The organism is Parasulfuritortus cantonensis (genome assembly GCF_004337445.1).
GTDB lineage: Bacteria > Pseudomonadota > Gammaproteobacteria > Burkholderiales > Thiobacillaceae > Parasulfuritortus > Parasulfuritortus cantonensis.
Genome location: NZ_SJZB01000014.1, coordinates 130,569 through 155,529 on the forward strand (window position 1 = coordinate 130,569; position 24,961 = coordinate 155,529).

A 24,961-nucleotide genomic window follows, 5' to 3' on the forward strand; every position below is an offset into this window, starting at 1 on the left:
GGGCCCGGGCTCGGAAACGCGCCGCGTGACCGGAGCGGTCAAGCCCTTCCACCTGGTCGCCAGGCACGGCGAACACGGCCTGATCGACATCGAGGCCATGCGCGCCTGGCCGATCGAGGCCGGGCTGGCCGGCCAGCTCGCCGCCCTGTTGGTTGACCCGGACGCCCGGCTGGACGCCGCCGCACGAGACCGCCTGGACGCGCTGGCCATGCTGGACGACGGCGCGCCCGCCCGCCGGCCCCCGGCTGAGCTGCCGCCGGTCACCAACGCCGTGCTGTTCCTGAACCAGTATTGCAACCTGCGTTGCACCTATTGCTACGGCGATCATGGCCGATACGGGGCGGCCGGCCGGATGCACCCCGACACGGCCCGCCAGGCGGTGCGCTGGCTCCTGGCGCAGGCCGGGACGGCCACCGTCGTGCACCTGGGCTTCCTCGGCGGCGAGCCGCTGCTCGACTTCCCGCTCCTGCGCGAGGTGACCGACTACGCGCTGGCGGCGGCCGCCGGACAGGGCAAGGACGTCGACTTCTACCTGACCACCAACGGCACCCTGCTCGATGACGAGATCGTTGCCTTCCTGCAGGCGCACCGCTTCAAGGTACAGGTCAGTCTGGACGGCCCGGCCGGCCTGCACGACCGCCAGCGCCCGTTCGCCAACGGGCGCGCCTCCCACGCCCACATCGTGCCCGGCGTCGAGGCCCTGCTCGCGGCCCTGCCCGGGAGCGGCGCCCATGCGACCCTGGTCGGCGACAGCGACCCGGCGACGGTGGTCCGGGCGCTGCTCGACCTCGGCTTCCGGGAGATATCGATCCTGCCGGCGACGCCGGCCGCGCCCGTCGGCGACGCCGGGCGCGACAGCCCCGCCTACATGCACTGGCTGGAAGCGGGCGCCGAGGACTGGCTGGCGGCGATACGGGCGCGCGACGCGGACCGGCTGGGCATCCTGGTGTCGTCCACCAGCCTGTATGCCGGCATCGTCTCGTTCCTCAACGGCCAGACGAGCGACTACCCGTGCGGTGCCGGGATGGGCATGGTCGCGATCGACCGGACCGGCGAGGTGTATCCCTGCCAGCGTTTCGTCGGCGCGGCGGAATTCCGTCTCGGCTCGATCGCCGGCGGCGGCCTCCGGCGCGCCCGCTACGCGACCAGCCCGGTGGTGGCGAATGCCGACTGCGCCGGCTGCGTCGCCCGGCGCTACTGCGCGGGCGGTTGCCGGCACGACCATCTCGCCGCGACCGGGTCCGACACCACGCCGGCGCCGGACCTGTGCCGAATCCGGCGCCGCCAGTTCGAACTGGCCGCCTGGGTGGTCAGCCGGCTGACGCCGGACGAGGTCGGCTTCCTGCGCGCCGCCGACATCCTGCCGGCGCGGCCCTGCCCCCTGGATTTCCTTTGACCGGACGCCCCGTCAGTGGGCCGGACGAATCTTCTTGGGCGGATCGACGCCGTGGCCGAGCTCGGAGTCGTAGCCCAGGCGGGACTCCTGCGAGGTGGCCCGGCGCAGCAGGTCGTCGTTCAGGCCCTGGGCCAGGACACCGATCTCCGCGCGGCTGAAATCATAGCCTTCGGCCCGGACCAGCGCGGTGCGTTGCTCGGCATCCGCACAGGCCAGAACCCGCCGGGCGAAAAGCTCATCGTTGCGCATCCGTTCGATATATGCGCGGGCAGACGTTGCACTCATGGGCATTCCCTTTCCTGTCGATCGACGGCCGTCCAGCCAGGCCGCCGGCCCTGTCTCTATAGCACAAATGGACTAGCGCGGGTCCGAAACGGCTAGATGCGGGTGCCGCCCCGGCGGTGCTTGACCCGGGTCAGGAGCTGCTTGCAGTCGACCCGGACGATGTGGCGGCGCGACAGCAGGTTGCGCCGGGCGAACTGCTCCAGGGCCTCGTTGTTCTCGGTCAGGGTGTGGATGTGCAGGCTGCGCATGTCGCTCATGATGTAGAGGCTGCGCACCTCGGGCTGGCTGGCCAGCTCCTGGGCCACCGACTCGATGCCCTGGGGGTCCACCTCGACGTCGAAGAAGGCCGACACCGTGGTGCCGATCTTTTCCGGGTTGACGATGACGGTGAACTTCTCGATCACGCCCTCCTCGATCAGGCGCTGCACCCGGTCGCGGGCGTGCACCCGGGAGACGCCCAGTTCGCGGGCGATGTCGGCGAAACTCATGCGGCCATCGTCCACCAGCATCGCCAAAATCTTCTGATCCATGTCGTTCATCGAAGTCCGTCCGTCTACATCAGCACGTTCCACAGCATACGCAGGGAGATGAGCAGCACCAATACGCCGAAGATGCGCTTCAACTTCTTCACCGGCAGGGCGTGCGACAGGCGCACGCCGGCGGGGGCGGTGAGCATGGACACGGCCGCCACGGCGGCCAGGGCCGGCAGGGAGACGTAGCCGACGCTGCCGGCCGGCAGGGTGGCGTTGCCCAGCCCGGTGACCAGGAAGCCGGCGGCGCCGAACAGGGCGATGGGGAAGCCCAGCGCGGTGGAGATGGCGATGGCCCGCTTCAGTTCCATGTTGCAGGCGTGCAGAAAGGGCACCGTGATGTTGCCGCCGCCGATGCCCAGCAGGGCCGACAAGGCGCCGATGCCCAGGCCGGTGGACCACAGTCCGGCCCGGCCCGGCAGGCGCCAGTGGGCGGCCGGCTTCCAGTCCAGAATGAACTGGGTGCCGACGAACAGCAGGAAGGTGGCGAACAGGCCCTTCAGGGTAGCGGCCGGCACGTAGCCGGCCAGGTAGCCGCTGGCGAAGCCGCCCAGCAGGGTGGCCGGGGCGAGCAGCCTGACCACGCTCCAGTCGATGGCGCCGCGCTTCTGCTGGGCCCTAATTGCAGAGAGCGAGGTGAACACGATGGTGGCCAGGGAGGTGCCGATGGCCAAGTGCGGGACGATCTCCCCGGACATTCCCTCGGCCTGGAATATCCAGATCAGCGCCGGCACGATGACCACGCCGCCGCCGATGCCCAGCATGCCGGCCAGGAGGCCGGCGACCAGGCCGAGGGCCAGGAAGGAAGCGATGTCCAACATAGGGTTTCCTATTCGACTGAGGTTCAGACGGCGATGGCGGCACCGTCGCTGCGGGGATCGGAGGCGGCCTCGAAGCCGCCCTCGGGCAGCCGGCGCAGGGCGCCGGCGTGGCCCATCATCTGGGCGTAGTCCTCGACCCGCTCGACCGCGTGGCCGCGCCCGGCCAAGTCGGCGAACACGGAATCGGAGAAGCGGCCCTCCAACTTCAGGGTGTCGCTGCTCTGGCCCCAGGTGCGGCCGAGCAGCCAGCGCGGGCTGTCGAGCACCTGGTCGAGGGGCAGGCCGTAGTCCAGGGCGCGGGTGGCCACGGCGGCCTGGGTCTGCGGCTGGCCGTCGCCGCCCATGGTGCCGTAGACCAGGTGCGGCCGGCCGTCGCGCAGGTACATGGCCGGGTTGAGGGTGTGGAAGGGCCGCTTGCCCGGCGCCAGGGCGTTGACATGGCTCGGGTCGAGGGAGAAAGAGGCCCCCCGGTTCTGCCAGACGATGCCGGTGTCGCCGGCCACGATGCCGCTGCCGTACTCGTGGTAGATGCTCTGGATGGCGCTCACCGCGCGGCCCTGGGCGTCGACGACGCCGAACCACACCGTGTCGGCCGGCCCGACGCCGCGGCCCCAGGGTGCCGCGCGCTCGGGGTCGATGGCCACCGCCAGGGCGTCGAGGCTGGCCGGGGCAAGAAGTTGGTCCACGGGCACGGCGACCCGTTCCGGATCGGCCACGTGGCGGTCGCGCAGACGGAAGGCCTGCTTGGTGGCCTCCACCACCAGGTGCACGTAGCGGGCGGACAGGTGGCCGCGCCGGGTCAGGTCGAAGCGGTCGAGCTGGCCCAGGATGAGCAGGGAGGCGAGCCCCTGGGTGGGCGGCGGCATGTTGACCGCCCGGCCACCCCGGTAAGGCACGCCGATGGGCTGTACGAGACGGCAGCGGAAGCCGGCCAGGTCGTCCGAGGTCAGCCGGCTCCCGGCCGCCGCGAGGCCTTCCGCCACCCGCCAGCCGAGTTCGCCGCGATAGAAGCCGTCGGCGCCGTCGCGCTGGAGCAGGGCCAGGGAGGCCGCCAGGCCGGCCTGGCGGAACGTCGCCCCGGCCTCGGGCAGGCGTCCGTCCGGCGCGAAGGTCGACACCAGCGTGTCGAAGCCGCCCAGTTCGTCCCACTTCTGGCCCAGGAAGGCGCCCTGGCCGACACTGCAGGGGAAGCCGTCGCGGGCATAGGCGTGCGCCGAGGCGAGCAGCTCGTCCCAGGCCCGCCGGCCGGCCCAGGCCTCCCGGCTGAACCGGAACGCCTCGCCCCAGACCGACACCAGTCCGGCCACCGTGTTGGCGGCCAACGCACCCCGCATGGGCACGCCGTCCAGCCCCCGTTCCGTGTAGACCTCCGGGGTGTAACGCTGGCCGGCCGGCCCGGCACCGTCCAGCCCGAGCAGGCGGCCGTCGGCATCGGAGATGAGCCAGAAGCCGTCGCCGCCCAGGCTGTTCATGTGCGGATAGACGACGGTGAGGGTGGAGCCCACCGCCAGAGCGGCCTCGATGGCGTTGCCGCCGGCCGCCAGGACCTCGGCGCCGGCCGCGGCGGCCAAGTGGTGCGGAGCGGTGACGGCGCCGCCGGCGGAACGGGCATAGCGGCTCATTGCGCCACCTCCAGGGGAAAATGGCAGGCGACCTGGCGGCCCGCCTGCTCGGCCAGGACGGGGTCGGTCTCGCGGCAGGCGTCGCGTGCCTCCGGACAGCGGCCGGCGAACCGGCAGCCCTGGGGCAGGTTGACCGGGCTGGGTATTTCGCCCTTGAGCGGCGCCGTCAGGGGCGCGCCGAACTTCGGGAAGGCCTGCATCAGGCCGCGCGTGTAGGGGTGACGGGGGTTGCCGAGAATGGCGCCGGTGGGCCCCTGCTCGACGATGCGGCCGAGGTAGAGGACGGCGATGCGTTCGCACAGGTAACTGGCGACCCCCAGGTCGTGGGTGATGAACACCAGGGTGATGCCGCCCTCGCGGCAAAGGTCGCGCAGCAGGTTCAGGACCTGGGCCTGGACCGAGACGTCGAGGCCGGCCACCGATTCGTCGGCCATGATCACCTGGGGTTCGGCGGCCAGGGCGCGGGCGATGGCGACGCGGCGGATCTGGCCGCCGGACAGTTCGTTGGGGAAGCGCTCGGCCATCTCGGCCGGCAGGCCCACCCGGGCCAGCAGCTCGGCGACCCGCCCGGTCATCTCGGCCTCCGGGCGCAGCCGGTGCAGGCGGATGGGTTCGGCCAGGATGTCGGCGATGCGCAGGCGCGGGTTCATGGAACCGCGCGCGTTCTGGTAGATGAAGGCCACCTCGCGGGCGAAGCGCTTGCGCGCCGCCGGGTCGAGCTGGCCGAGGTCGTGCTGGCCGTACAGGACGCGGCCGTCGCTGGCCGGCTCCAGGCCCAGCATGATGCGCACCAGCGTGGACTTGCCGGAGCCGCTCTCGCCCACCAGGGCCAGGCTGTCGCCGCGCCGGAGTTCCAGGCGGACGCCGTCCAGGGCCTTGAGGCGGCCGCGCGACTTGCCGAACCAGCCGGCCTTGCCCAGTTCGTAGGTGCGCTCGACGTCGAGCAGGGTGAATACGGTCTGTCGTTCCATGATCCTGTCAGTCTATGAACCAGCAGGCGACCTGGCGGCCGTCCCGCGTCTCCGGGGCCGGCCGTTCACGCCGGCAGACGTCTTGGGCCTTCGGGCAGCGCGGCGCGAACCGGCAGCCCTCGGGCATGGCGTTGAGGGGCGGCACCTGGCCGGGGATGGGCTGCAGGTCCTCGGAGCCCAGTTCCACCACGCAGGACTTGAGGCCCCGGGTGTAGGGGTGCAGGGGCCGGGCCAGGACCTCGGCGCTGGGGCCTTCCTCGACGATCTGGCCGGCGTACATGACGGCGATGCGGTCGCACACCTGGGCGCCCAGGGCGAGGTCGTGGAGGACGAAGATGGCACTGGAGTTGAGCGCCCGCACCCGTTCCAGGATCAGTTCCATGATCTGGGCCTGGATGGTGACGTCCAGGGCGCTGGTGGGCTCGTCGGCGAGCAGGAGCTCCGGGTTGCAGGCCAGGGCGATGGCGATCATCACGCGCTGCTGCATGCCGCCCGACAGTTCGTGGGGATAGGCATTCAGGCGCAGACGCGGTTCCGGAATGCCGACGCTGGTCATCAGCTCGACCGCGCGTTCGCGGGCGTCCCACTTGGACAGGCCCAGGTGCCGGCGCAACGGCTCGGCGATCTGTGCGCCCACCGTGTAGCAGGGGTTCAGGGCCGCCGTGGCGTCCTGGAAGATGAGGCCGATACGGTTGCCGCGTAACTTCCTGTAACGGGCCTCGGCCAGGCCGGTGAGTTCCTCGCCATGGAAGCGCAGGCTGCCGGACAGGCCCACCTCGGGTTCGCGCAATAGGCCGATCACGGCCATGGCCAGGGTGGACTTGCCGGCGCCGGACTCGCCGATCAGGCCCAGGGTCTCGCCCGGCCGCAGGGTCAGGCCGACCCGGTCGAGCACGGCGGCGGCGCCGCGGTGCAGGCTGAAGTCGCTCACTTCGAGCAGGGGCGCGGCGGTTTGGATCGTGGCGGTCTGCATCATTCCCTCTGGGTGCTCGGGTCGAAGGCGTCGCGCAGGCCGTCGCCCACCAGGTTGAGGGCCACCAGCAGGATGGCCAGGGCGAGGCCGGGCACGCCGGAGATCCAGGGCGCCATGGTGATGAAGGCGCGCCCCTCGGCGATCATCAGGCCCCAGTCCGGGGTGGGCGGCACCACGCCGATGCCCAGGAAGGACAGGCCCGACTCCAGCAGGATGGCGATGCTCACCCGCATGCCGCCCTGGACCAGGATGGGCGACACGACGTTGGGCAGGACGTGGCGCCAGATCACCGCCGCAGTGGGCACGCCCATCAGGCGGGCCGCCTCGATGTAGGGCTGGCTCTTCACCTGGAGCACGTCCGAGCGGGTCATGCGGGCGAAGGGGCCGACGAAGGACAGGGCCAGGGCGTAGACCAGGTTCTCGGTGCCGAGCCCCAGCACGGCCATGAAGGCCATGGCCAGGATCAGTTCCGGGAAGGCCAGGAGACCGTCGGTGATGCGCATCAGCAGCCACTCCGTGCGGCCGCCGATGAGGCCGGCGGCGAGGCCGATGGCCACGCCCACCACCAGGCCCAGGGCGACGGACGCGAAGCCGATCACCAGGGCCAGGCGGGCGCCGTAGAGGAGGCGCGAATAGAGGTCCTGACCGAAGGAATCGGTGCCCAGCCAGTGCTGGGCGCTCGGCCCCTGCAGGGCGGCCATGAGGTCCTGGGCGGTCGGATCGTGGCTGGCGATCCAGGGCGCCAGCAGGGCCCCGACCACGTACACGGCCAGGATGGCGAGGCCGACCATGGCGGTGCGCTGGCGCGCGATGGGGGTCAGGAAGCGGCGCCGCCAGGCGGACGCCGGCATGGGGGTGGCGTCGCTCATGTGCGCCTCCGCAGGCGGGGGTCGAGGAACTGGTAGGTCTGGTCCACGGCCAGGTTGACGACGACGAACAGCAGGCCGGTCAGCATGATGCCGGCCTGCACGACGATGTATTCGCGGTTGAGCACGGCGGTGGTCACCATCATGCCCAGGCCGGGCAGGGCGAACACCACCTCGGTCATCACGGCGCCGCGCAGCATGCCGCCCAGTTGTAGGCCGATCACGGTGACCAGGGGCATCAGCACGTTGCGCATGCCGTGCACCCAGACCACCCGCCAGCCGGGCTCGCCACGCGCCCGGGCGGCCTGGATGTAGGGCTGGCCGAGGACCTCCAGCAGGCTGGAGCGGGTGATGCGGGCGATCAGGCCGACGTACCAGGCGCCCAGGGTGATGGCCGGCAGGACCAGGTGCCACAGGCCTTGCCAGAAGTCCTCCCAGGGCGCGACGAAACCGAGGGTGGGGAACCAGCCGAGGCCGACGCCGAACACCCAGATCAGGATGATGCCGAGATAGAAGCTGGGGAAGGCGTTGCCGCCGATGGCCAGGGCCGTGGCGGCAACGTCGACCCAGCTGTTGCGATGGAGGGCGGCCAGCACGCCGGCCGGGATGCCGATCACCAGCGCCACCAGCAGGGACAGGGCGGCGAGGGTCAGGGTCACCGGCAGGGCCTGCATGACCGCCAGTTCGAAGATGTCCTGGCTGGTGATGTAGGAGGTACCCCAGTCGCCTTTGACGAACGCGGCCAGCCAATGCCAGTACTGCACGGCCATGGGCCGGTCGAGGCCGAGGTCGTGGACCAGCTGGTCGTAGGCCCCCTGGGAGAAGTCTGAACCCAGCATGATACTGACCGGGTCGCCCGGGGCGAGCTTCAGGAAGGCGAAGCTCGCCACCGAGACGATCAGCAGCACGAGCAGGGTCTGGCCCAGTTTGGCGGCGGCGGAACCGAGCATCAGGGCAGCCAGACCGAATGCAGGTTGAGCAGGTCGACCGGGATGTACTGGAAGCCCTGGACCCGCTTGTGCAGGATCTTGAACACCTTCATGTGGGCCAGCACCGCCAGGGGGGCATCGGCCATGAGGATGTCCTCGGCCTTGGTGTAGAGCTTCTTGCGCACGCCTTGGTTGAGGGTGTCCTGGGCGTCCGAGATCAGCTTGTCGAACTCGGCGTTGCTGTAGCCGACGAAGTTCCACGGCTTGCCCGAGTGCCATTCCGGGTAGATGGTCTCGTCCGGGTCCAGGTCGGCGATCCAGGCCTCGTCGTACATGTCGAAGTCGCCGCTGTTGCGCCGCTTGGTCCAGACCGCCCGGTCGAGCAGTTCGATCTTCGGCTTGATGCCGATCTTCTCCAGCATGGGCAGCAGGAGCTGGGAGTTGCGGGTGCCGCTGCCGCCCGAGCCGGTGAAGCCCTGGCTGACGATGTAGACCGGATTCACCTCGCCCTGGTACTTGGACTTCTTGCGGTACTCCATGGCCTTCTTGAGGTCGAGGAACTGGCCGCGCCCGGTCTTGCCGATGTTCTTGTCGTAGAAGCCGGTCATGGGCGGCGAGATCGGGCTGTAGGCCGGGATGGCCTCGCCGAAGTAGCCCTGCTTGACGATGACATTGCGGTCAATGGCGTAGGCGACCGCCTTGCGCAGCATGGGGTCGTCGAACGGGGCGCGGCGGTTGTTCATGCCGACGTAGCTGTAGTTGCCTTCCACCTCGCCGTAGACGCGCAGGTCCTTGTTGGCGCGCAACTGGGGGATGAACTGGAAGGGCGACAGGCTCATGCCGTCCACCTGGCCGGCCATCATGGCGGCCACGGCGGCGGTGGGCTCCTTGATCAGGAGGATCTGGACGCCGTCCAGGTAGGGCAGGCCCGGCTCGAAATAGTCAGGGTTGCGTTCCAGGGTGATCGACTCGTTCTCGCGCCAGCCGACGAACCTGAACGGGCCGGTGCCGACCGGGTTGCGCCCGAAGGCCTTGCCGTACTTCTCCACCGCGCTCTTGCTGACGATGGTGCCGGCCCGCCCGGTGCTGCCGGTCAGGGCGACGGGCAGGAAGGCGTAGGGCTTGTTGAAGCGCATGCGGATGGTGTGGTCGTCGACGATGTCGATGCCGGCCAGCTGTTCGAACTTCCAGGCATGGGGCGAGGCCACGGCCGGGTCCTTGACCCGTTCCAGGCTCCACTTCACGGCGGCGGCGTCGCAGGGGTCGCCGTTGTGGAACTTCACCCCTTTGCGCAGGGTGAAGACGTGGGTCTTGTCGTCCGGCATGTCCCACTTGGTCGCCAGGTCGGGCACGAAGGAGACCTTCTTGCCGTCGTAGGCCACCTTGAGCAGGCCGTTGTAGATGTTGTTCAGGATCTTCACCGAACCCAGCGAGGAGGTGAAATGCGGATCCAGGGTGTCAACCGCGTCGATCCAGGCCAGCTTGATGGTGCCGCCCCGTTTCGGCGCCGCCGCCATGGCACCCTGTACCAGGCCGCCGCCGGTCAGGGCGTTGGCCGCCGCCAGGCCGGCACCCGCACCGACCATCTTGAGAAAGCCGCGGCGATCCAACCCCTTCGCGAGAACCTCGGCCAGCTTGTCTTTGTGATTTACACCCGACATGGAACGCTCCTAACAAATGAAACGGTTTAACAACTGCCGGTCGAGCGTTCAGCAAGCACTGTGCCAACACCTTTTTTATTACGTATCCAATTGTTTTAAATGGATACAATGCAATAACTGAGAAAATCCATCGGATTTCATCCCCAACCACCGCACTATCGGCGGACCGGGCGCACCAGGGCCGTGCCGTTACGAAACGAACGACATAACGGCAATGTTTTTTACATACGTAAGCCTCGTAGCGAACATCTGGCCGTTCGCATCGCCGAGGCGATCCTGGGGAGATGATTGTTAGGTCGCGGCCGGGACCGGGGCGGCCGACCGCGTTCCGAAATGGTGCAGGGACGGTCGGGCCGGGCAGGCGCGCTGCCCAGGCCCGCCGATCAGCCTTGTCCTGCGACGAAGCCGGCGATTGCCGCCAGCAGTTCTTCTTCCTGGTAGGGTTTCCCCATGTACAGGTTGACCCCGAGGTCCAGGGCATGGTCGCGGTGCTTGTCCGCCGTGCGCGAGGTGATCATGACGATCGGCACGCCCCGGGTACGGACATCGGCCCGCACGTGGCGGGCGACCTCGAAGCCGTCCATGCGCGGCATCTCGATATCCAGCAGCATGACCGCCGGCACCTCGCCCTGCAGGTACTCGAGGGCCTCGACGCCGTCCTTGGCGGTGGCCACGCGGTAGCCTTCGCGGTGCAGCAGGCGCCCGGTGATCTTGCGCACGGTCAGGGAATCGTCGACCACCAGCACCAGCGGCTGGACGGCCTCCGTGCGGACCCCTTCGACCACCGACAAGGCCTGCCCCGGCGCGCTTTCCATGAGCGCGAACGGGTTGAGTATGAGGGCGACGCGGCCGTCCGGCAGGACGGTGGCACCGGCCACCCCGGGCACCCGGGACAGCTGCGGGCCGATCGCCTTGACCACCGCTTCGACGTTGCCCTGCAACTTGTCGACGCGCATGGCCACGCGTTCGTCGCCCGAACGCAGCAGGAGCACCGTCCGGTAGTGTCCCTCGGCAGGCTGCGGCTGCTGGCCGGTGAGCTCGGCGAGGGAACGGAGCGGGTAGTTCTGGCCGTCCAGTTCGACCCCGCTGGCGCTGACGATGGCATGCCAGTCGGCCTCCCTGACCTCGCGCACCAGCACCACCATGCCGGCCGGGAAGGCGTACACCTGGTCGCCGGCCCGGGCCAGGACCACCTGGGTCAGGGCCAGGGTGGTGGGCAAGCGGATGGTGAACCGGGTGCCGCGACCGACCTCGCTGTCGAGACGGATACGACCGCCCACCGAGGCGATCTCGCTGCGCACCACGTCCAAGCCGACGCCGCGGCCGGCCACCTGGGTGACCGTCTCCATGGTCGAGAAGCCGGGCATGAACAGGAAGGACTCCAGGCGTTCGCGTTCCACGCTGTCGTCCGGCGTCACCCAGCCCATGGCCTCGGCGCGCGCACGCACCTTGTCGAGGTCGATGCCGCCGCCGTCGTCGCTCAGGGTCAACACCACCTCGGTGCCGTCCTGGCGCGCCGTCAGGCGGATGTCGCCGTACTCCGGCTTGCCCAGCGCCTGGCGCCGCTCGGCCGCCTCGATGCCGTGCGCGACGGCGTTGCGCAAAAGATGCTCGAAGGGCGCCATGGCCTTGTCGAGCACCGAGCGGTCGAGCTCGATGTCGCCCCCCTCGATGAGCAGGTGGGCGCGCCGCCCGACCTCCTTGGCGGCCTGGCGGACGATGCGGTGCAGACGCTCGGCCTGGCTGTTCAGGCGCACCATGCGGATGTGCATGAGTTCCTGCTGCAGGCTGCGCGTGGTGCGCGACTGCTGGAGCAGCGCGTACTCGACGTCGTTCAGGCTGCCGAGCAGGTTCTCCTGGGCGGTCGAAACGTCGTTGACGCTCTCCGCCATCAGGCGCGTGAGTTCCTGCAGGCGCGTGTAGCGGTCGAACTCCAGGGGGTCGAAATGGCTCTCGTCCAGCTTCGACATGCGGGCGCCGATCTGGGTCTCGGCCTCGATCTCCAGTTCGCGCAACTGGCCACGCAGGCGTTCGACGTTGGCGGTCAACTCCTGGGCGGTGAGCTTGTAGTGGGTGACCAGGTCCTCGATACGCGAACGGGCGATACTGACCTCGCCGGCCTCGTTGATCAGGGCGTCGAGTATGTTGGCATTGGCCCGGAAGGCCTGACGCAGGGCGTTGTCGTCCTCCGCGGTCGGGGCCAGCGGCACGGCGACCGGAGCCGCCTCCGGCGCGGCGACGCCGACCGCCGGCGCGACGGCTGCCACCGGCGCCGGCTGGCGCAGGCGGTCGACACGCTCGGCCAGGGCGTCGTAGTCGTGCTCCAGGCTGTCCAGGAAGGCCGCTTCCGGGGCCAGCGTGCCGAGGTCGACGATGCGCGTCTCCATGGCATGGGTGGCATCGCCGAGGCGCATGGCACCGGCCATGCGGGCACTCCCCTTGAGGGTGTGCAGGGTGCGCTGGAGGGCCTGGCAGGGCTCGGCATCGGTGGGCGCGGCGCGCCAGCGGCGCAGGCTGTCGCCGATGCGCGGCAGCAATTCCTCGGCCTCGGCGAGGAAGATCGGCAGCAGTTGCGGGTCGCACTCCTCGGGCGGTTCGGCCGCGATCGCCGGGGCCGGCTCGACCGGCACCTCGGGGGCGACTGGCGGAGCCAGCTCGGCCACCGGAGCGAAGGACGCCGGCATGCCTTCGGGCTGGAATTCGGGGACCGTCTCCGGCAAGAACTCGACGGGTACCGGCTCGACGGGGAATTCCGGGGTCGGCACGGGCACCCAGGGCTCCGGCACGGGCGGCTCGGGGGCCGGCGGCACGGCCTCCGGCAGCGGCTCGAAGGGCGGCTCCGAAACCGGTTCCAGGGCCGGCTGGAAGGGAATTTCGAGCGGCGCCTCGGCCGGCCAGTCGGGCGCAACGAGGGGTTCCGGGACAGGCTCGGGGACAGGTTCCGGGGTGGGCTCCGAACCGGCTTCCGGCAGTTCCGGCTCGGCCAGCAGGGCGGCGAACAGTTCCTCCTCCGCAGCCCCCGTCGCGGACTCCGCCGGTGCCGGGCTCAGGCCCGTCAGGCGCTCGGCCAGGTCATCCGGGAAGCTCGGCCATTCGTGCCGGGCAATCTGCTCCAAGCCGTTGCCGAGCAGGTCGACGACACCCGACAACACGCCCTCCGGCTCGGCCGCCAGCGGCCGCTGCTTGTCCGGCCAGGCACCGATCCAGGTTTCCAGCGCGTAGGCGGCCTCGGCCAGCGGGGTCAGCCCGGTGGTCCGGGCGATGCCGGCCAGGGTATGGGCGGCGCGGGCGAACTCGGCCCAGACATGTTCGTCGGCGACCACGGCGAGGTCGGCGAGATGCTGGCGGAGATCGGCGAGGCGGCGTGTCGCCTCGTCCGAGAAGATGGCGAACAGGGCGGCGGACAGGCTGTGCCGGCCGATCTGCACGATCTCCGGCTCAGGCGGCGCGACCGCCGCGGGCGCGGCGACCGGGGCCTCCGGCATGGCCGGCGGGGCCGCTGGTGCAGTGGGCGCCTCGACCTCCTCGCCGCGCAGGCGGCGGGCCAGGGCGACCACCGCGTCGGCATCGAGCCGGCCTATCGCGCCGGTCTCGGCGAGTTCGCCCACCCAGCGCCGGAAGCCGGTCGCCGCCTGGTCGACGAAGTCGAGTATCGCGACGTTGATGGCGCGTTCGTCGCGCAGCCACAGGTTCAGGGTCTGCTCGGCCTCCCAAGCCACCTCGGCGAGGTCGATCAGCCCGACCATGCGGCCGCTGCCCTTCAGGGTATGGAAACCGCGCCGGATGTCGACGAAGTCGTCGTGGGCCTGGGTCGATTCGCGCAGGCGGGCCAGGCGCTCGGCCATGCCGGCGAGAACCTCCTTGGCCTCCTCCAGGTAGATCTCCAGAAGCTCGCTGTCGACCTCCTGGGTGCTCGCCGGCGCCGGGGCGGCGGGCGCCTCGGGGACGACCGGAGCCGGCAGGGGTACCCCGCCAGGGCGTGGGTCGCCACGCGCACGGTGTCGGTGGCGGCGTTGTCGTCGAGCAGGCGCCTGACCTCGTCGGCCTGGCCGCGCAGGGCCGCGTCGCCGACCAGATCGGCATCCTGGGCGATGCGCTGGAGATCGGCGCGCAACTCGCCGCGCAGGGTGTCCGCCTCGCCGCCTTCCGCCAGGCGGTCGACGGTGGCGACCAGGCCTTCCTTGAGCGCGGCCAGGTGTTCCTCGACGCTCGTCTCCGCCGGTTCCGCCTCGGCCTCGGGGTGCAGCAGCCGGATCAGTCCGGCCGGGTCGTCACGGCCGTTGCGCAAGGCCTCGACATACAGGCCGAGGGTGGAGACCGCCTCGGCGATCCAGTTGAGTTCGTCCGGGACGATGGCATGGTCCGCCTCGGAGATCAGGCCGACCCGGTCGGTGACGACGCGGACCAGCTCGACCGCGGGTTCGAGCTGCAGGATGCTGAGCGCCCCCTGGACCTGCTTCAGCAGGCTCGGTACCAGGGGCAGGCTGCCACGGTCCTGCTGGTTGCGGAAGAACTTGTCGAGGATCTCCTCGATCTGGTTCAGGTTGCTCTGGATCTCCCGCGTCACCTGGGCCAGCAGGAGCTTCTCCTGGGCCTGGCGGGCGATCTCGTCGAGCAGCGGTTCGCCCGGCGCGGCGACCAGCGGGGCTTCGCCCGACACCGCGGCGCGCAGGCGCCCGGCCTGTACCTCGGCATGGCTGCCAAAGTCCTGGCCGAGTTTGAAATAGTTCTCGGCGCCGTGTTGCAGCAGGAGCATGGCCGTGGCCATCTCGACCTGCAGGGCCTCGTTCTGGGCCGCCTCGTCGGCATGGCCGGCGATCACCTGGCGGATCGCGTCGGCCAGCGTCGACAGGGCGGGGTCGCCGATCCGGCCGGCACTGTCGCCGATCTGGGCCACGCTGGCACGCAGGGGATCGAGGCTGTCCTTGCGCCCGGAACACAGGTGCAGCCAGTGATCCTTGGCGGCATTGAGCACCTCGCGCAGACGGCCCAGCATGGGCCGCAGGGCCTCGGCACGCTGCTCGTCGACGCCGCTCCAGGCGGCCGGGCGGTAGCGTTCGAGCTCGAACAGCTCGCGCACCGCATCGGCCCGCTCGCCCCCGCCCGGGGTGCGCAGCAGGCAATAGAGGACATCGCGGAACAGGCTGTCGGCCAACTGCCGGGCGCCTTCGGCCAGCCGGCGCATCTGCAGGTCCAGACGGCCGAGCAGGCGTTTGAGCCAGGCGTCGGGGGCGGCGCCGTCGGCGGCGAGCGCCTCCAGCATGGCCTCGGCCGTCCACCAGAAGGTGTACTGGGCGGCGCCGGGCACCAGGGCCTGGAGTTCGCGTACCGCCTCCGCCATGGCCGCGAGGCCGGCAGCGGCATCCTGGTTCTGCAGGTAGCGCAACAAACCCTTCTGGTACTTGCTGCGGACCTGGCGCATGGCGCGTCCGCGCTCGCCGTCGTCGAGGGCGGGTTCGCCACCCGGCCGGCGTGCGCGCAGGCCGGTATCCGGATAGAACAGCTCGCTCGGCGGCGGCGCCTCCGCGCCGCGCCGGATTTGCACCTCGCCGTAGATCGGCATCAGGGCCAGTTCCGCATTCGCCGCCCCGGCCATGAGATTGTCCAGGTAGCCCTGGAGCGCCTGCACCGCGCGCACCGCCAGGGCGGCGCTGTCGGCGTTGCGCAAGTCCGCTCTGCTCTGCATGTCGGCGAGCAGGCCCTCGATGGCGCTGCCGAGCTGGTGGACGCCTTGCAGGCCGACGATCTGGATGGCCCCGGAGACCTGGTGCAAATAGGTCAACGCCTGCTTGAGCGGGGTCAGGTCCTCGCCGTTCCACGCCTGCAAGGCGGCGATCCCGGCGTTGCAGGCCACGTCGATCTCACCCTTGACCCAAGTCAGGGGACCGAGATCGAAATCGTTCAGACTGTTCACGTTCACCTATCCCTTACAGGGTGAAGCCCGCCACCGACACGCGCAGGTCGTCGGCCAGCACGGTGAGCTGGCCGACCGATTCGGCGCTCTTGCGGGCCCCGTCGGCCGCCTCGCGGGTCTGGCCGAGCACCTGCTGCATGGTCTCGGCGATCCGGTTGGCGATGTCGACCTGTTCCTGAGTGGCGTCCGAAATGCTCTGGATCAGGCGTGCCAGTTCGTCCGACACCGACTCGATGTCCTGCAGGGCGTGGCCGGCGTTGTCCGACAGGGTCGCGCCCTCGACCACGCCGCGCGTGCTCGCCTCCATAGCGTTGATGGTGTCCTGGGTGTCGGTCTGGATGGTCTTGACGATGGCACCGATGCGCCGGGTCGCCTGGCCGGAGCGTTCCGCCAGGCGCTGCACTTCCTCGGCCACCACGGAGAAGCCGCGCCCGGCCTCGCCGGCCGCCGCGGCCTGGATGGCGGCGTTGAGGGCGAGGACGTTGGTCTGTTCGGTAATGTCCCCGATCAGCTCGACGATCTCGCCGATCTCCTGGGACGACTCGCCGAGGCGCTTGATGCGCTTCGAGGTCTCCTGGATCTGGTCGCGGATGGCGTTCATGCCGGCGATGGCCGCCCGCACCGAGTCGCCGCCCTTGCGCGCGAACTCGAGCGACTGCTCGGCCACGTGGGCGGAGTCGGAGGCGTTCAGGGCCACCCGGTTGACCGACTCGGTCATGACCGCGACCGAGTCCGTGGCCTGGCCGATCTCGCCGGCCTGACGTTCGGTCGTGGCCAGCATGCCTTCCGACAGTTGCTTGGCGTCCTCGGTGGCCTGGGTCACCTGGTGGACCGCCCGGTTGACGTTGTCGACCAGGGTACGCAATTCCTCGATGGCGAAGTTGACCGAGTCCGCGATGGCGCCGGTGATGTCCTCGGTCACCGTGGCGCGCACGGTCAGGTTGCCGTCCGCGAGGTCGCCCATCTCGTTGAGCAGGCGCAGGATGGCCTCCTGGTTGCGCCGGTTCTCGCGCGCCGCCGCCTCCTGCTCATGCGCCGCCTGCTCGGCGCGCAGACGCGACTCGGCGACGTTGGTCAGGGCCAGCATGACCAGGCTGGCCAGGGCGGCAAGGCCCATGAACACGCCCAGGGTGAGGAAGACCCAGCTGGAATCGTTCTGGTAGGCGGCGGTGAGCTTGCCGGTCATGGCCAGGATCTGCTCGCTCTCGTCGAACAACTCGCGCGCCGCACGCTTGGCGCCGAGCAGCTTGGGCATGTTGTTCAGGATCAGGTTGACCTGGGTGGAGAAGGCGCCGAAGGACTCCTTGAGCTCGAGCAGCTTGTCGCGCGCCGCGCCGGCACCGACGGCCGCGATGCCCAGTTCGGCGTCGCCGTTGAGCATGCCGTTGAGCACGTCGCCGAAGGTCTTGACGTCCTGGCCCAGTTGATAAGCCACCTCGGGGTTGATGACCTCGCCGGCCACCAGCGCATTGGCGTTCTTCGCCATGCGCTGGGTCCACAGGGCCTGCTGGTGGGCAAACGACAAGGCTCGCCCGGGCGGCAGCAGGGCGGTCACCTGCTCGGTAAGGTCGAGCAGGTCGTTGTTGCGTGCGTTGATCTGGCTGATCGACTGGCCCAGGGCGACCAGGACATCCTGCTGGGTCAGCAGGGTGTCGATGTCCTTGCGCGAGGTCTCCCAGCGCTTCTTCAAGCCCGCCAGCTCGGCCTGGCCCGAGAACACCGCGGCGCGCGCGGTCAGGGCATCCAGGCCCTTCACGAAGGCCTGCTCGCTTTCCTTGAGTTGGCCGAAGGCGGCCTTGTTGCCGAGCGCGGCCTGGAGGGCGGTCTTCGAATAACGCTGCGACAACATCTGCAGATGGCTGGCGACCTCCACCCGTTCGGTGCGGTGTCCCACCTGGACCACGTAGAGCAGCATGAACACCGCCGTCAGCAGCACGGAAAGGATCATGGTCAGCACCAGGACCTGGTAGCGGCGCTCCGAAGTCATGCCCTGGAGCATCTTCAACCGGCGCGGGTCCAGGCTCGACATGCGTTCCTGCCAGGCCGACAGCCTTGCGCCCAGATTGCCCTGCTCGCCGCTGGCCGCGTTCACTTGCGGTTTGTCCATTTTGTTCTCATCTCCGTCAAGAGCCTGTTACGCCACTGTCAAGCCACCCGCAGGAAGCGCGGTTCTGCCAGCATGCCCTCCAGGGCGATTTCCGTCCATTCGGTGCCGTCGCCATCGCGGAAACGCGTCAGCAACCAGGGGGCGTCGTCGTCCGCGCGCGGGATGCGCTCCATGTCCGCGCTGTTGCGCAGACCGAGCGCCTGGTCGACCCGGAACGCGGCGTGGGCGCCGAACCGGGGATTGGCCAGCAGCAGGCGCACCTCGTCGGGCGTCTCGGCGGAGGCGAGGCCGAGAAAGGCGGCCAGGTCGGTGCATCCGTAGATGGTGCCGCGCACCCCGGCGACGCCGAGGAACCAGGGCCGGGTCCAGGGCGTGCGCGCCAGGCGCGTCACCGTCACCACCTCGCTGACCTGGTCGAGGGCGGTCAGCCAGTAGCGGCCGCCGGCCAGGAAGCCCAGCTTGGCGGCCTCGCCGGTCTGCTCCGCGCTCGCCTTCAGGCGTTCCGCCAGGCGGCTCTGGAATTCCCTCAGGTTGAGCCGTTCTTCCATCAGCTTAGGTGCTCGATCTTGTCCAGCAGGTCCTCGGCGACGATGGGCTTGACCAGGTAGGCGACCGCCCCTTGGCGCATGCCCCAGACGCGATCCGTCTCCTGTCCCTTGGAGGTGCACATGATGACCGGGATGTCCTTGGTATCGGGATCGCGCGACAGCGTGCGGGTGACCTGGAAGCCGTTGACGCCCGGCATCACGACATCCATCAGGATCAGGTCCGGACGAACCAGCTTGGCCTTGGCAATGCCCTCCTCGCCGTTCTCGGCGGTCTCCGCCTCGAATCCGCCCCGCTGCAGGATTTCCACCAGGTGGAATCGTTCAGTCGGCGAATCGTCCACCACCAGCACTTTCTTGATCGGCATTCACTCCACTCCTAGCTGTCCGTCCCGGCCCCGCCGTGGTGGCGGTTCACCGCCGACAGCAGGGCATCCTTGGAAAATGGTTTGGTCAAATACTCGTCCGAGCCGACCAGGCGGCCGCGGGCGCGGTCGAACAGGCCGTCCTTGGACGACAGCATGATCACCGGCGTCTCGCGGTAGCGGCTGTTCTTCTTGATCAGGGCACAGGTCTGGTAACCGTCCAGGCGCGGCATCATGATGTCGACGAAGATGACGTCCGGGTGATGGTCGGCGATCTTGGCCAGGGCATCGAAGCCGTCCTCGGCCAGGATGACGTCGCAGCCGGCCTGCTGCAGGAAGATTTCCGCGCTGCGCCGGATGGTGTTGCTGTCGTCGATCACCATCACGCGGGTGCCTTGCAGATCCATGCCATCGACCTCCCTATTCGACCGGGTAACCCGCCGCCTTCCAGGCCGGCAACCCGGTGCGGAACCAGTAGACCTGCTTGTAGCCGCGTTTCAGCATGTAGCGGGCCGCCTTGTAGCTGTACCAGCATTCGGCACCGTTGCACTGGAAGATCATCGGCGCGCCCTTGTCCTGCGGCAGCTTGGCCAGGTTGAACTTGTCGACCGAGTCGTCGTAGTCCGGCTCCTTCGGGCTGTTGATCTCATACGGCACGTGGCGCGCCCCCTTGATGTGGCCTTCGCGATAATGGCTGTCCGGACGCACGTCGTACAGGGGTACTCCCTGGGCCATGAGCCGGCGGGCCTGCTCGGCCGTCACGATGGTCGCCCCGGGCAGCACTTCCGGAGTATAGAAACCGCGCGTGGAAACCTTGGTGAAATCGGCACTGTCGGCCTGGTCGAACGCGCCCATGCCGCTCTTCGCCAGGCGACCGGCCATGTCGGCCCCGAGGCCGACGAAAGCACGCCCGACCTTGTCGCGCATGGCCTCGTCGAGTTTCCCGCTGACCACCACGCCGGCCAGCGGCACGGGGTCGTAGGCCTTGATCACGAGGGCGCCCGGATGGCGCACCAGCCAGTCCTTGGCCGGGCCTTCCTTGACCGCCCCGATCTCGGCCTGGCCGATGTCGAGGGCATAGAGGACCGCGCCATAGCGGTTCACGTAGGTGACCGGGCCGAAGTAACCGCCGATCGACAACCCCTGGGCGTTGAGTTCACCCTTGACCATGTAGCTGACCAGGGACTCCGGATTGGGCAGCGCGACGCTGTGCCCCTTGGCCTGCTCGAAGGTCCGGACCCCGCTGGACTTGTCGGTCACCAGGACGATGCGCGCCTCGGCCTCGGTACGGGCAACCGGGACGTAGCCGTGGCGCATGGCCAGGCCGACGATCTGGGCCGGCGCGAGGAGGATGTCGTAGCCGCCCTGGCGCACCTCTTCGCCGACCCGCTCGGTATTCTGGGTCATGACCAGGCGCACCGGCTGGCCGAGCGACTTGCCGATGCGCGCGGCGAGTTCGTTGAAGGCACTTTGTGTGGCGACATGGTCGCGATCCTGGTCATAATCCAGGGTAACGTTCATGACCAGAGCCCACGCACCTTGGGAGACGCCGATCAGGGCGGCCCCCAGCAGCGGCAACCAACGCTTTACCATTGATGCTCCTCGATCCCAGCGTGCCCACCCGTACGACATCGTCCGCAGTTTGCATATGGGATAATTACTCATACTGATTTGTACCATAAGCCTCAAACCATGTCTCCACAACTGCCCACCGTTCTGAGCTTTGCCGCCACCGACCCCACCAGCGGAGCCGGCTCGCAGGCCGACCTGCTGACCATCGTCAGTCTGGGCTGTCACCCGCTCACCGTGGTCACCGCGGTCACCGTCCAGGACACGGTCGGGGTCGAGGATTTCCTGCCCCTCGACGCCACCTGGATCGCCGACCAGGCGCGCGGCGTCCTGGAGGACGTGCCGGTCGCGGCCTTCAAGCTGGGCATGCTGGGCAGCGTCGAGGCGGTCGCCACCATCGCCGAGATCGTCTCGGACTATCCCGACATCCCGCTCATCCTGGACCCGGTACTGGCCTCCGGCCGGGGCGACGAGCTGGCCGGCGAAAACCTGATCGCCGCCATGCAGGACCTGCTCCTGCCGCAAACCACCCTGATCACGCCCAACAGCATGGAGGCCCGGCGCCTGGCCGAGGACGAACTGGGCGAGGACGACCTCGACCTGGAGGAGTGTGCCAGCCGCCTCATCGACCTGGGCTGCGAATACGTGCTGATCACCGGCTCGCACGAGCAGACGCCCAAAGTGATCAACACCCTGTACGGCCTCGAAGGGGTCATCCAGACCCTGGAATGGGAGCGCCTGCCGGGCGGCTACCACGGCTCCGGCTGCACCCTGGCCTCGGCCGCCGCCGCCCTCCTCGCCCAGGGGCTGGGCATCGCCGACGCCGTCAAGTCGGCCCAGGAGTACACTTGGGAGGCCCTGCGCAACGGCTATCGCATCGGCATGGGCCAGAATATCCCTGACCGCCTGTTCTGGGCGCGCGACGAGGCCGATGCTTCCTGAAGGGCTCTATGCCATCACCCCGGACTGGGGCGACACGGCGCGTCTGGTCACGGTCACCGAAGCGATCCTCAAGGGTGGCTGCCGCATCCTGCAATACCGCAACAAGGCCACCACGGCCTGCCACCGGGACGAACAGGCGGCGGCCCTGCGCGGCCTGACCCGGCGTTACGGCGCCCTGCTGATCGTCAACGACGACATCGAACTGGCCGAGGCCTGCGCGGCGGACGGCGTCCATCTGGGCGGCGAGGACGGCGACCTGGCCGAGGCCCGCAAGCGCATCGGGCCGGCGCGCCTGCTCGGCGCCTCCTGCTACCAGAGCCTGGACCTGGCCGAGGCGGCGGCGGGCGCGGGTGCCGACTACGTCGCCTTCGGCAGTTTCTACGCCTCGCCGACCAAGCCGCTGGCCAAGCGTGCCGACCCGGGCCTGATCGGAACCGCCAAGGCCCGCACCGGTCTGCCGGTGTGCGCCATCGGCGGCATCGACCTCGGCAACGCCGCGCCCCTGGTGGCGGCCGGCGCCAACCTGCTGGCGGTTATCAGCGCCGTATACAATAGCCCGGACCCGGAACGCGCCAGCCGCGACTTTACGAAACTCTTTGAGACTCACCGCCCATGACCTCCCGCAACGACCAGCTATTCGCAGAATCCCAGAAACACATCCCCGGCGGCGTCAACTCGCCGGTGCGTGCCTTCCGCTCGGTGGGCGGCACGCCGCGTTTCTTCGAGCGCGGCCTGGGCAGCCGGGTCTGGGACGCCGACGGCAAGGAATACCTCGACTACGTCGGTTCCTGGGGCCCGTTGATCCTCGGCCACGCGCATCCGGACGCCGTCCGGGCGGTCCAGGAGACGGCCGCCCTCGGCCTGTCCTTCGGCGCCCCGACGGCGCGCGAATTGGAGATGGCCGAATTCCTCACCGCCTGGCTGCCCGGCCTCGACCAGGTACGCCTGGTGTCGTCGGGCACCGAGGCGACGATGAGCGCCATCCGGCTGGCCCGTGGCCACACCGGCCGCGACCTGATGATCAAGTTCGAGGGCTGTTATCACGGCCACGCCGACAGCCTCCTGGTGAAGGCCGGTTCCGGCCTGCTCACCTTCGGTTCGCCCAGTTCGGCCGGCGTGCCCGCGGACACCTCCAAGCACACCCTGGTGCTGGACTACAACGACATCGACCAGGTGAACCGGGTGTTCGCCGAACGCGGCGGCGAGATCGCCTGCGTCATCGTCGAGCCGGTCGCCGGCAACATGAACCTGATCAAGCCGGCGCCCGGCTTCCTGGCGTGCCTGCGCGAGAACTGCACCCGGCACGGCGCCGTGCTGATCCTGGACGAGGTGATGACCGGCTTCCGGACCGGCCCCAAGTGCGCCCAGGGGCTCTACGGCATCACCCCCGACCTGACCACCCTCGGCAAGGTGATCGGCGGCGGCATGCCGGTAGGCGCCTTCGGGGGCAAGGCCGAGATCATGGCCAAGCTGGCCCCGACCGGCCCGGTCTACCAGGCCGGCACGCTGTCCGGCAACCCGGTGGCCGTCGCGGCCGGCCTGGTCACGCTGCACAAGGTCACCCAGCCCGGTTTCTTCGAGACCCTGACCGCGCGCACCCAGCGCCTGGTCGACGGCCTCGCGCAGGCCGCCCGCGACGCCGGCGTGCCGTTCTCGGCCCAGTCGGTGGGCGGCATGTTCGGCCTCTACTTCCGGGCCGCTCCGCCCACTTCCTACGCCGAGGTCATGGCCTGCGACAAGGAGTCCTTCAACCGCTTCTTCCACATGATGCTGCTCGAGGGCGTCTATCTGGCGCCATCGGCGTTCGAGGCCGGTTTCGTCTCCGCGGCCCACAGCGACGCCGACATCGACGCCACCATCGCGGCCGCAGCCAGGGTGTTCGCCAAGCTGGCGCCATGAACGACGAGCTCAGCCACGAGGACCAGTTCCGCCTCAACGTCCTGCTCGCCCAGGACGTCAAGGCGGTACGCCTGGATGAGGGCAGCCTGGTCCTGCATGCCTTGCTCGGCAACGGGGAGGAGGCCTCCATGCCACTCCACCCGGATTGCCGGGCCGACAAATACCTGCGCCTAGCCCGCGAAGCCCTGTCCGGCCACGCCCTCGGCTCGCCGGGCGGCTATCCCGTCTACCTGTCGCGCTGGACCCGGCACGGCCAGATGGAAAGCGCCAACCTGGGCCAACTGCTGATGATCGGCGAACCCGAGGCGGTGGTCGCGGTCGTCCACTCGCCCGCCCTCACCGACCAACTGGCCGAATACGCCTGGTGGGCCATGCCCACCATCGAGCACGCCCGCCTGATGCTGATGCGCCAAGCCGTGGCCAAGGGTCGCATGGGGCCGGTCCTGACCGATTTCCTGGTCGAACACCTGCCCTTCCTCCAGGAGGATCACCTGGCCATAATGGACACCGTGGCGGTGTTGCTCTACGCCGGCACCCTCTCCGCCGAGCAGCGCGACGCCATCTGGCGCCGAGGCAAGCGTCAGAACAGCTATTACGTGGCCTTCCTGGAGTCCTGCCCGGACGACCTGCCCGGGGCGGACAGCCGGGCGTTCGTCGATGCCTGCGTCGAGATACTGGTCAGGCCGGACACCCAGGAGGTGGTCAGCCGCACGCTCAACGCCATCGGCCGGCACTTCTCCGGCCACCCCGAGCCGGGCGATGCCGCGCGGGCCCGGCTGGCCGAGGTCGGCGCGAAGCTGGCCGACCCGGTATTCAGCCGCAGTACGGCCATCGGCTCCCTTATGCGGCGCAAGCTGGAACCCGTCATCGCCCCAATCCTGGCCGACCTGCGCAGCCTGGCCTGAACCCGGAAACGAAAAAGGCACGCGATGCGTGCCTTTCCGGGGCGGGACCGCGCCCTGCTACTTGGCCGGCTGGGCCGGCTGCGGAGCGAACATGTTCATCCACATCATCGGGTCGAACGGGGTCGCCGCCTGAGCGGGCGCCACGGCGGCCGGCTGAGCCGGGGCGGCCTGCGGCATGGGCATGAACGGCATGAACGACGGCGCCGCGGCCGCCGGGGCGGCCTGGCTCTGGAACGGCATGGGCATGATGCCCGAGGGCATGGCCGATGCCGGACCACCCATGTACGGATTGGTCATCATCTGGGGCGCCTGATAGCCGAAGCTCATCATGTTGGGGGCCATCTGCATGGCCGGATACATGGCGCTGCCCATGCCCATCATCGGTGCCGCCATGGTCATCGGGTTCATCATGCCGCCCATGGGGCTCATCATGCTGCCCATGGGGTTCATCATCCCCATGCCCATGGGCGCCGCCATCATGGTCATCGGCATCATCATGGTCATGGGATTCATCATGCCGCCCATGCTCATCGGATTCATCATGCCAGCCGGGTTCATCATGGCCATCGGGTTCATCATGCTCTCGAATCCCGCCGCGGCAGGTCCTGCGGTCAGCGCCAGGGCGATGACCAAGTATTTGGATTTCATGGATTTTCCTTTC

General features: G+C 69.3%; 22 protein-coding genes. 5 read left to right on the forward strand and 17 right to left on the reverse strand.

The window, feature by feature from the left end:
• Positions 1-25: 25 nt before the first annotated feature.
• Positions 26-1,396: a radical SAM/SPASM domain-containing protein gene (locus tag EZJ19_RS04410; protein ID WP_131445087.1), complete on the forward strand. Its 1,371-nt coding sequence runs from the start codon at positions 26-28 to the stop codon at positions 1,394-1,396.
• A gap of 12 nt (positions 1,397-1,408) precedes the next feature.
• Here EZJ19_RS04410 and EZJ19_RS04415 read toward each other — a convergent pair whose 3' ends face one another.
• The 16 genes from EZJ19_RS04415 to EZJ19_RS04490 all read right to left on the reverse strand — a co-directional run bounded on the left by EZJ19_RS04415 (position 1,409) and on the right by EZJ19_RS04490 (position 20,578).
• The gene (locus tag EZJ19_RS04415) at positions 1,409-1,681 is read right to left on the reverse strand and encodes a Nif11-like leader peptide family natural product precursor (protein ID WP_131445088.1); all 273 of its coding nucleotides are present in this window, start codon (positions 1,679-1,681) and stop codon (positions 1,409-1,411) included.
• A gap of 92 nt (positions 1,682-1,773) precedes the next feature.
• Entirely contained in the window at positions 1,774-2,220 is a 447-nt protein-coding gene (locus tag EZJ19_RS04420) for an Lrp/AsnC family transcriptional regulator (protein ID WP_131445089.1), read from the reverse strand.
• A 14-nt stretch (positions 2,221-2,234) separates the two neighbouring features.
• Positions 2,235-3,032 carry a sulfite exporter TauE/SafE family protein gene (locus EZJ19_RS04425; RefSeq protein ID WP_131445090.1) on the reverse strand — a complete coding sequence of 266 codons (798 nt, stop codon included), beginning with the start codon at positions 3,030-3,032 and terminating at the stop codon, positions 2,235-2,237.
• A gap of 23 nt (positions 3,033-3,055) precedes the next feature.
• Positions 3,056-4,654: a gamma-glutamyltransferase gene (gene ggt, locus EZJ19_RS04430; protein WP_131445091.1), complete on the reverse strand. Its 1,599-nt coding sequence runs from the start codon at positions 4,652-4,654 to the stop codon at positions 3,056-3,058.
• Positions 4,651-5,625 (reverse strand): ABC transporter ATP-binding protein, encoded by a 975-nt coding sequence (locus EZJ19_RS04435; RefSeq protein ID WP_131445092.1) that lies wholly within the window; start codon positions 5,623-5,625, stop codon positions 4,651-4,653. The genes ggt and EZJ19_RS04435 overlap by 4 nt, the downstream gene beginning before the upstream one ends.
• Before the next feature lie 7 nt (positions 5,626-5,632).
• Positions 5,633-6,601 (reverse strand): ABC transporter ATP-binding protein, encoded by a 969-nt coding sequence (locus EZJ19_RS04440; protein ID WP_206199310.1) that lies wholly within the window; start codon positions 6,599-6,601, stop codon positions 5,633-5,635.
• The gene (locus EZJ19_RS04445) at positions 6,598-7,467 is read right to left on the reverse strand and encodes an ABC transporter permease (RefSeq protein ID WP_131445093.1); all 870 of its coding nucleotides are present in this window, start codon (positions 7,465-7,467) and stop codon (positions 6,598-6,600) included. Before EZJ19_RS04445 ends, EZJ19_RS04440 begins: the two co-directional genes overlap by 4 nt.
• Positions 7,464-8,414, reverse strand: coding sequence for an ABC transporter permease (locus EZJ19_RS04450; RefSeq protein WP_131445094.1), 951 nt, complete (start codon positions 8,412-8,414; stop codon positions 7,464-7,466). The genes EZJ19_RS04445 and EZJ19_RS04450 overlap by 4 nt, the downstream gene beginning before the upstream one ends.
• Entirely contained in the window at positions 8,414-10,054 is a 1,641-nt protein-coding gene (locus tag EZJ19_RS04455) for an ABC transporter substrate-binding protein (protein ID WP_131445095.1), read from the reverse strand. The genes EZJ19_RS04450 and EZJ19_RS04455 overlap by 1 nt, the downstream gene beginning before the upstream one ends.
• 383 nt (positions 10,055-10,437) lie before the next feature.
• A complete protein-coding gene (locus EZJ19_RS04460; RefSeq protein ID WP_131445096.1) occupies positions 10,438-13,899 on the reverse strand; it encodes an Hpt domain-containing protein in 3,462 nt (1,153 codons plus the stop codon).
• A complete protein-coding gene (locus EZJ19_RS04465) occupies positions 13,815-15,968 on the reverse strand; it encodes a FimL-related protein (RefSeq protein ID WP_131445097.1) in 2,154 nt (717 codons plus the stop codon). Before EZJ19_RS04465 ends, EZJ19_RS04460 begins: the two co-directional genes overlap by 85 nt.
• A 13-nt stretch (positions 15,969-15,981) precedes the next feature.
• Entirely contained in the window at positions 15,982-18,075 is a 2,094-nt protein-coding gene (locus tag EZJ19_RS04470; protein WP_131445098.1) for a methyl-accepting chemotaxis protein, read from the reverse strand.
• Positions 18,076-18,113: 38 nt separating this feature from the next.
• Complete coding sequence (locus EZJ19_RS04475) at positions 18,114-18,623, reverse strand: chemotaxis protein CheW (RefSeq protein ID WP_131445099.1); 510 nt, start codon at positions 18,621-18,623, stop codon at positions 18,114-18,116.
• Positions 18,623-18,988, reverse strand: coding sequence for a response regulator (locus EZJ19_RS04480; protein ID WP_131445100.1), 366 nt, complete (start codon positions 18,986-18,988; stop codon positions 18,623-18,625). The genes EZJ19_RS04475 and EZJ19_RS04480 overlap by 1 nt, the downstream gene beginning before the upstream one ends.
• 11 nt (positions 18,989-18,999) lie before the next feature.
• Positions 19,000-19,392 carry a response regulator gene (locus EZJ19_RS04485; RefSeq protein WP_131445101.1) on the reverse strand — a complete coding sequence of 131 codons (393 nt, stop codon included), beginning with the start codon at positions 19,390-19,392 and terminating at the stop codon, positions 19,000-19,002.
• A 13-nt stretch (positions 19,393-19,405) separates the two neighbouring features.
• A complete protein-coding gene (locus EZJ19_RS04490; RefSeq protein ID WP_165873460.1) occupies positions 19,406-20,578 on the reverse strand; it encodes a PhnD/SsuA/transferrin family substrate-binding protein in 1,173 nt (390 codons plus the stop codon).
• Between the two features lie 99 nt (positions 20,579-20,677).
• Between EZJ19_RS04490 and thiD the strand changes: the two genes are divergently transcribed.
• Genes thiD through EZJ19_RS04510 form a run of 4 tightly spaced genes read left to right on the forward strand, consistent with a single transcriptional unit; the run spans position 20,678 to position 24,300 of the window.
• The gene (gene thiD / locus EZJ19_RS04495; protein WP_131445103.1) at positions 20,678-21,496 is read left to right on the forward strand and encodes a bifunctional hydroxymethylpyrimidine kinase/phosphomethylpyrimidine kinase; all 819 of its coding nucleotides are present in this window, start codon (positions 20,678-20,680) and stop codon (positions 21,494-21,496) included.
• The gene (thiE, locus tag EZJ19_RS04500; RefSeq protein ID WP_131445104.1) at positions 21,486-22,112 is read left to right on the forward strand and encodes a thiamine phosphate synthase; all 627 of its coding nucleotides are present in this window, start codon (positions 21,486-21,488) and stop codon (positions 22,110-22,112) included. The genes thiD and thiE overlap by 11 nt, the downstream gene beginning before the upstream one ends.
• Positions 22,109-23,395: a glutamate-1-semialdehyde 2,1-aminomutase gene (hemL, locus tag EZJ19_RS04505; protein WP_131445105.1), complete on the forward strand. Its 1,287-nt coding sequence runs from the start codon at positions 22,109-22,111 to the stop codon at positions 23,393-23,395. The genes thiE and hemL overlap by 4 nt, the downstream gene beginning before the upstream one ends.
• On the forward strand, positions 23,392-24,300 hold the full coding sequence (locus EZJ19_RS04510) for a hypothetical protein (RefSeq protein WP_131445106.1): 909 nt from the start codon (positions 23,392-23,394) through the stop codon (positions 24,298-24,300). Before hemL ends, EZJ19_RS04510 begins: the two co-directional genes overlap by 4 nt.
• A gap of 57 nt (positions 24,301-24,357) precedes the next feature.
• Here EZJ19_RS04510 and EZJ19_RS04515 read toward each other — a convergent pair whose 3' ends face one another.
• The gene (locus tag EZJ19_RS04515) at positions 24,358-24,948 is read right to left on the reverse strand and encodes a hypothetical protein (RefSeq protein ID WP_131445107.1); all 591 of its coding nucleotides are present in this window, start codon (positions 24,946-24,948) and stop codon (positions 24,358-24,360) included.
• Positions 24,949-24,961 lie beyond the last annotated feature (13 nt).

Bases quoted from the DNA above. Each gene is read 5' to 3' on its own strand.
- EZJ19_RS04415 (WP_131445088.1), bottom strand. From the start codon at position 1,681: ATGAGTGCAACGTCTGCCCGCGCATATATCGAACGGATGCGCAACGAT.
- EZJ19_RS04420 (WP_131445089.1), bottom strand. From the start codon at position 2,220: ATGAACGACATGGATCAGAAGATTTTGGCGATGCTGGTGGACGATGGC.
- EZJ19_RS04425 (WP_131445090.1), bottom strand. From the start codon at position 3,032: ATGTTGGACATCGCTTCCTTCCTGGCCCTCGGCCTGGTCGCCGGCCTC.
- ggt (WP_131445091.1), bottom strand. From the start codon at position 4,654: ATGAGCCGCTATGCCCGTTCCGCCGGCGGCGCCGTCACCGCTCCGCAC.
- EZJ19_RS04435 (WP_131445092.1), bottom strand. From the start codon at position 5,625: ATGGAACGACAGACCGTATTCACCCTGCTCGACGTCGAGCGCACCTAC.
- EZJ19_RS04440 (WP_206199310.1), bottom strand. From the start codon at position 6,601: ATGATGCAGACCGCCACGATCCAAACCGCCGCGCCCCTGCTCGAAGTG.
- EZJ19_RS04445 (WP_131445093.1), bottom strand. From the start codon at position 7,467: ATGAGCGACGCCACCCCCATGCCGGCGTCCGCCTGGCGGCGCCGCTTC.
- EZJ19_RS04450 (WP_131445094.1), bottom strand. From the start codon at position 8,414: ATGCTCGGTTCCGCCGCCGCCAAACTGGGCCAGACCCTGCTCGTGCTG.
- EZJ19_RS04455 (WP_131445095.1), bottom strand. From the start codon at position 10,054: ATGTCGGGTGTAAATCACAAAGACAAGCTGGCCGAGGTTCTCGCGAAG.
- EZJ19_RS04460 (WP_131445096.1), bottom strand. From the start codon at position 13,899: ATGGCCGAGCGCCTGGCCCGCCTGCGCGAATCGACCCAGGCCCACGAC.
- EZJ19_RS04470 (WP_131445098.1), bottom strand. From the start codon at position 18,075: ATGGACAAACCGCAAGTGAACGCGGCCAGCGGCGAGCAGGGCAATCTG.
- EZJ19_RS04475 (WP_131445099.1), bottom strand. From the start codon at position 18,623: ATGGAAGAACGGCTCAACCTGAGGGAATTCCAGAGCCGCCTGGCGGAA.
- EZJ19_RS04480 (WP_131445100.1), bottom strand. From the start codon at position 18,988: ATGCCGATCAAGAAAGTGCTGGTGGTGGACGATTCGCCGACTGAACGA.
- EZJ19_RS04485 (WP_131445101.1), bottom strand. From the start codon at position 19,392: ATGGATCTGCAAGGCACCCGCGTGATGGTGATCGACGACAGCAACACC.
- EZJ19_RS04490 (WP_165873460.1), bottom strand. From the start codon at position 20,578: ATGGTAAAGCGTTGGTTGCCGCTGCTGGGGGCCGCCCTGATCGGCGTC.
- thiD (WP_131445103.1), top strand. From the start codon at position 20,678: ATGTCTCCACAACTGCCCACCGTTCTGAGCTTTGCCGCCACCGACCCC.
- thiE (WP_131445104.1), top strand. From the start codon at position 21,486: ATGCTTCCTGAAGGGCTCTATGCCATCACCCCGGACTGGGGCGACACG.
- hemL (WP_131445105.1), top strand. From the start codon at position 22,109: ATGACCTCCCGCAACGACCAGCTATTCGCAGAATCCCAGAAACACATC.
- EZJ19_RS04510 (WP_131445106.1), top strand. From the start codon at position 23,392: ATGAACGACGAGCTCAGCCACGAGGACCAGTTCCGCCTCAACGTCCTG.
- EZJ19_RS04515 (WP_131445107.1), bottom strand. From the start codon at position 24,948: ATGAAATCCAAATACTTGGTCATCGCCCTGGCGCTGACCGCAGGACCT.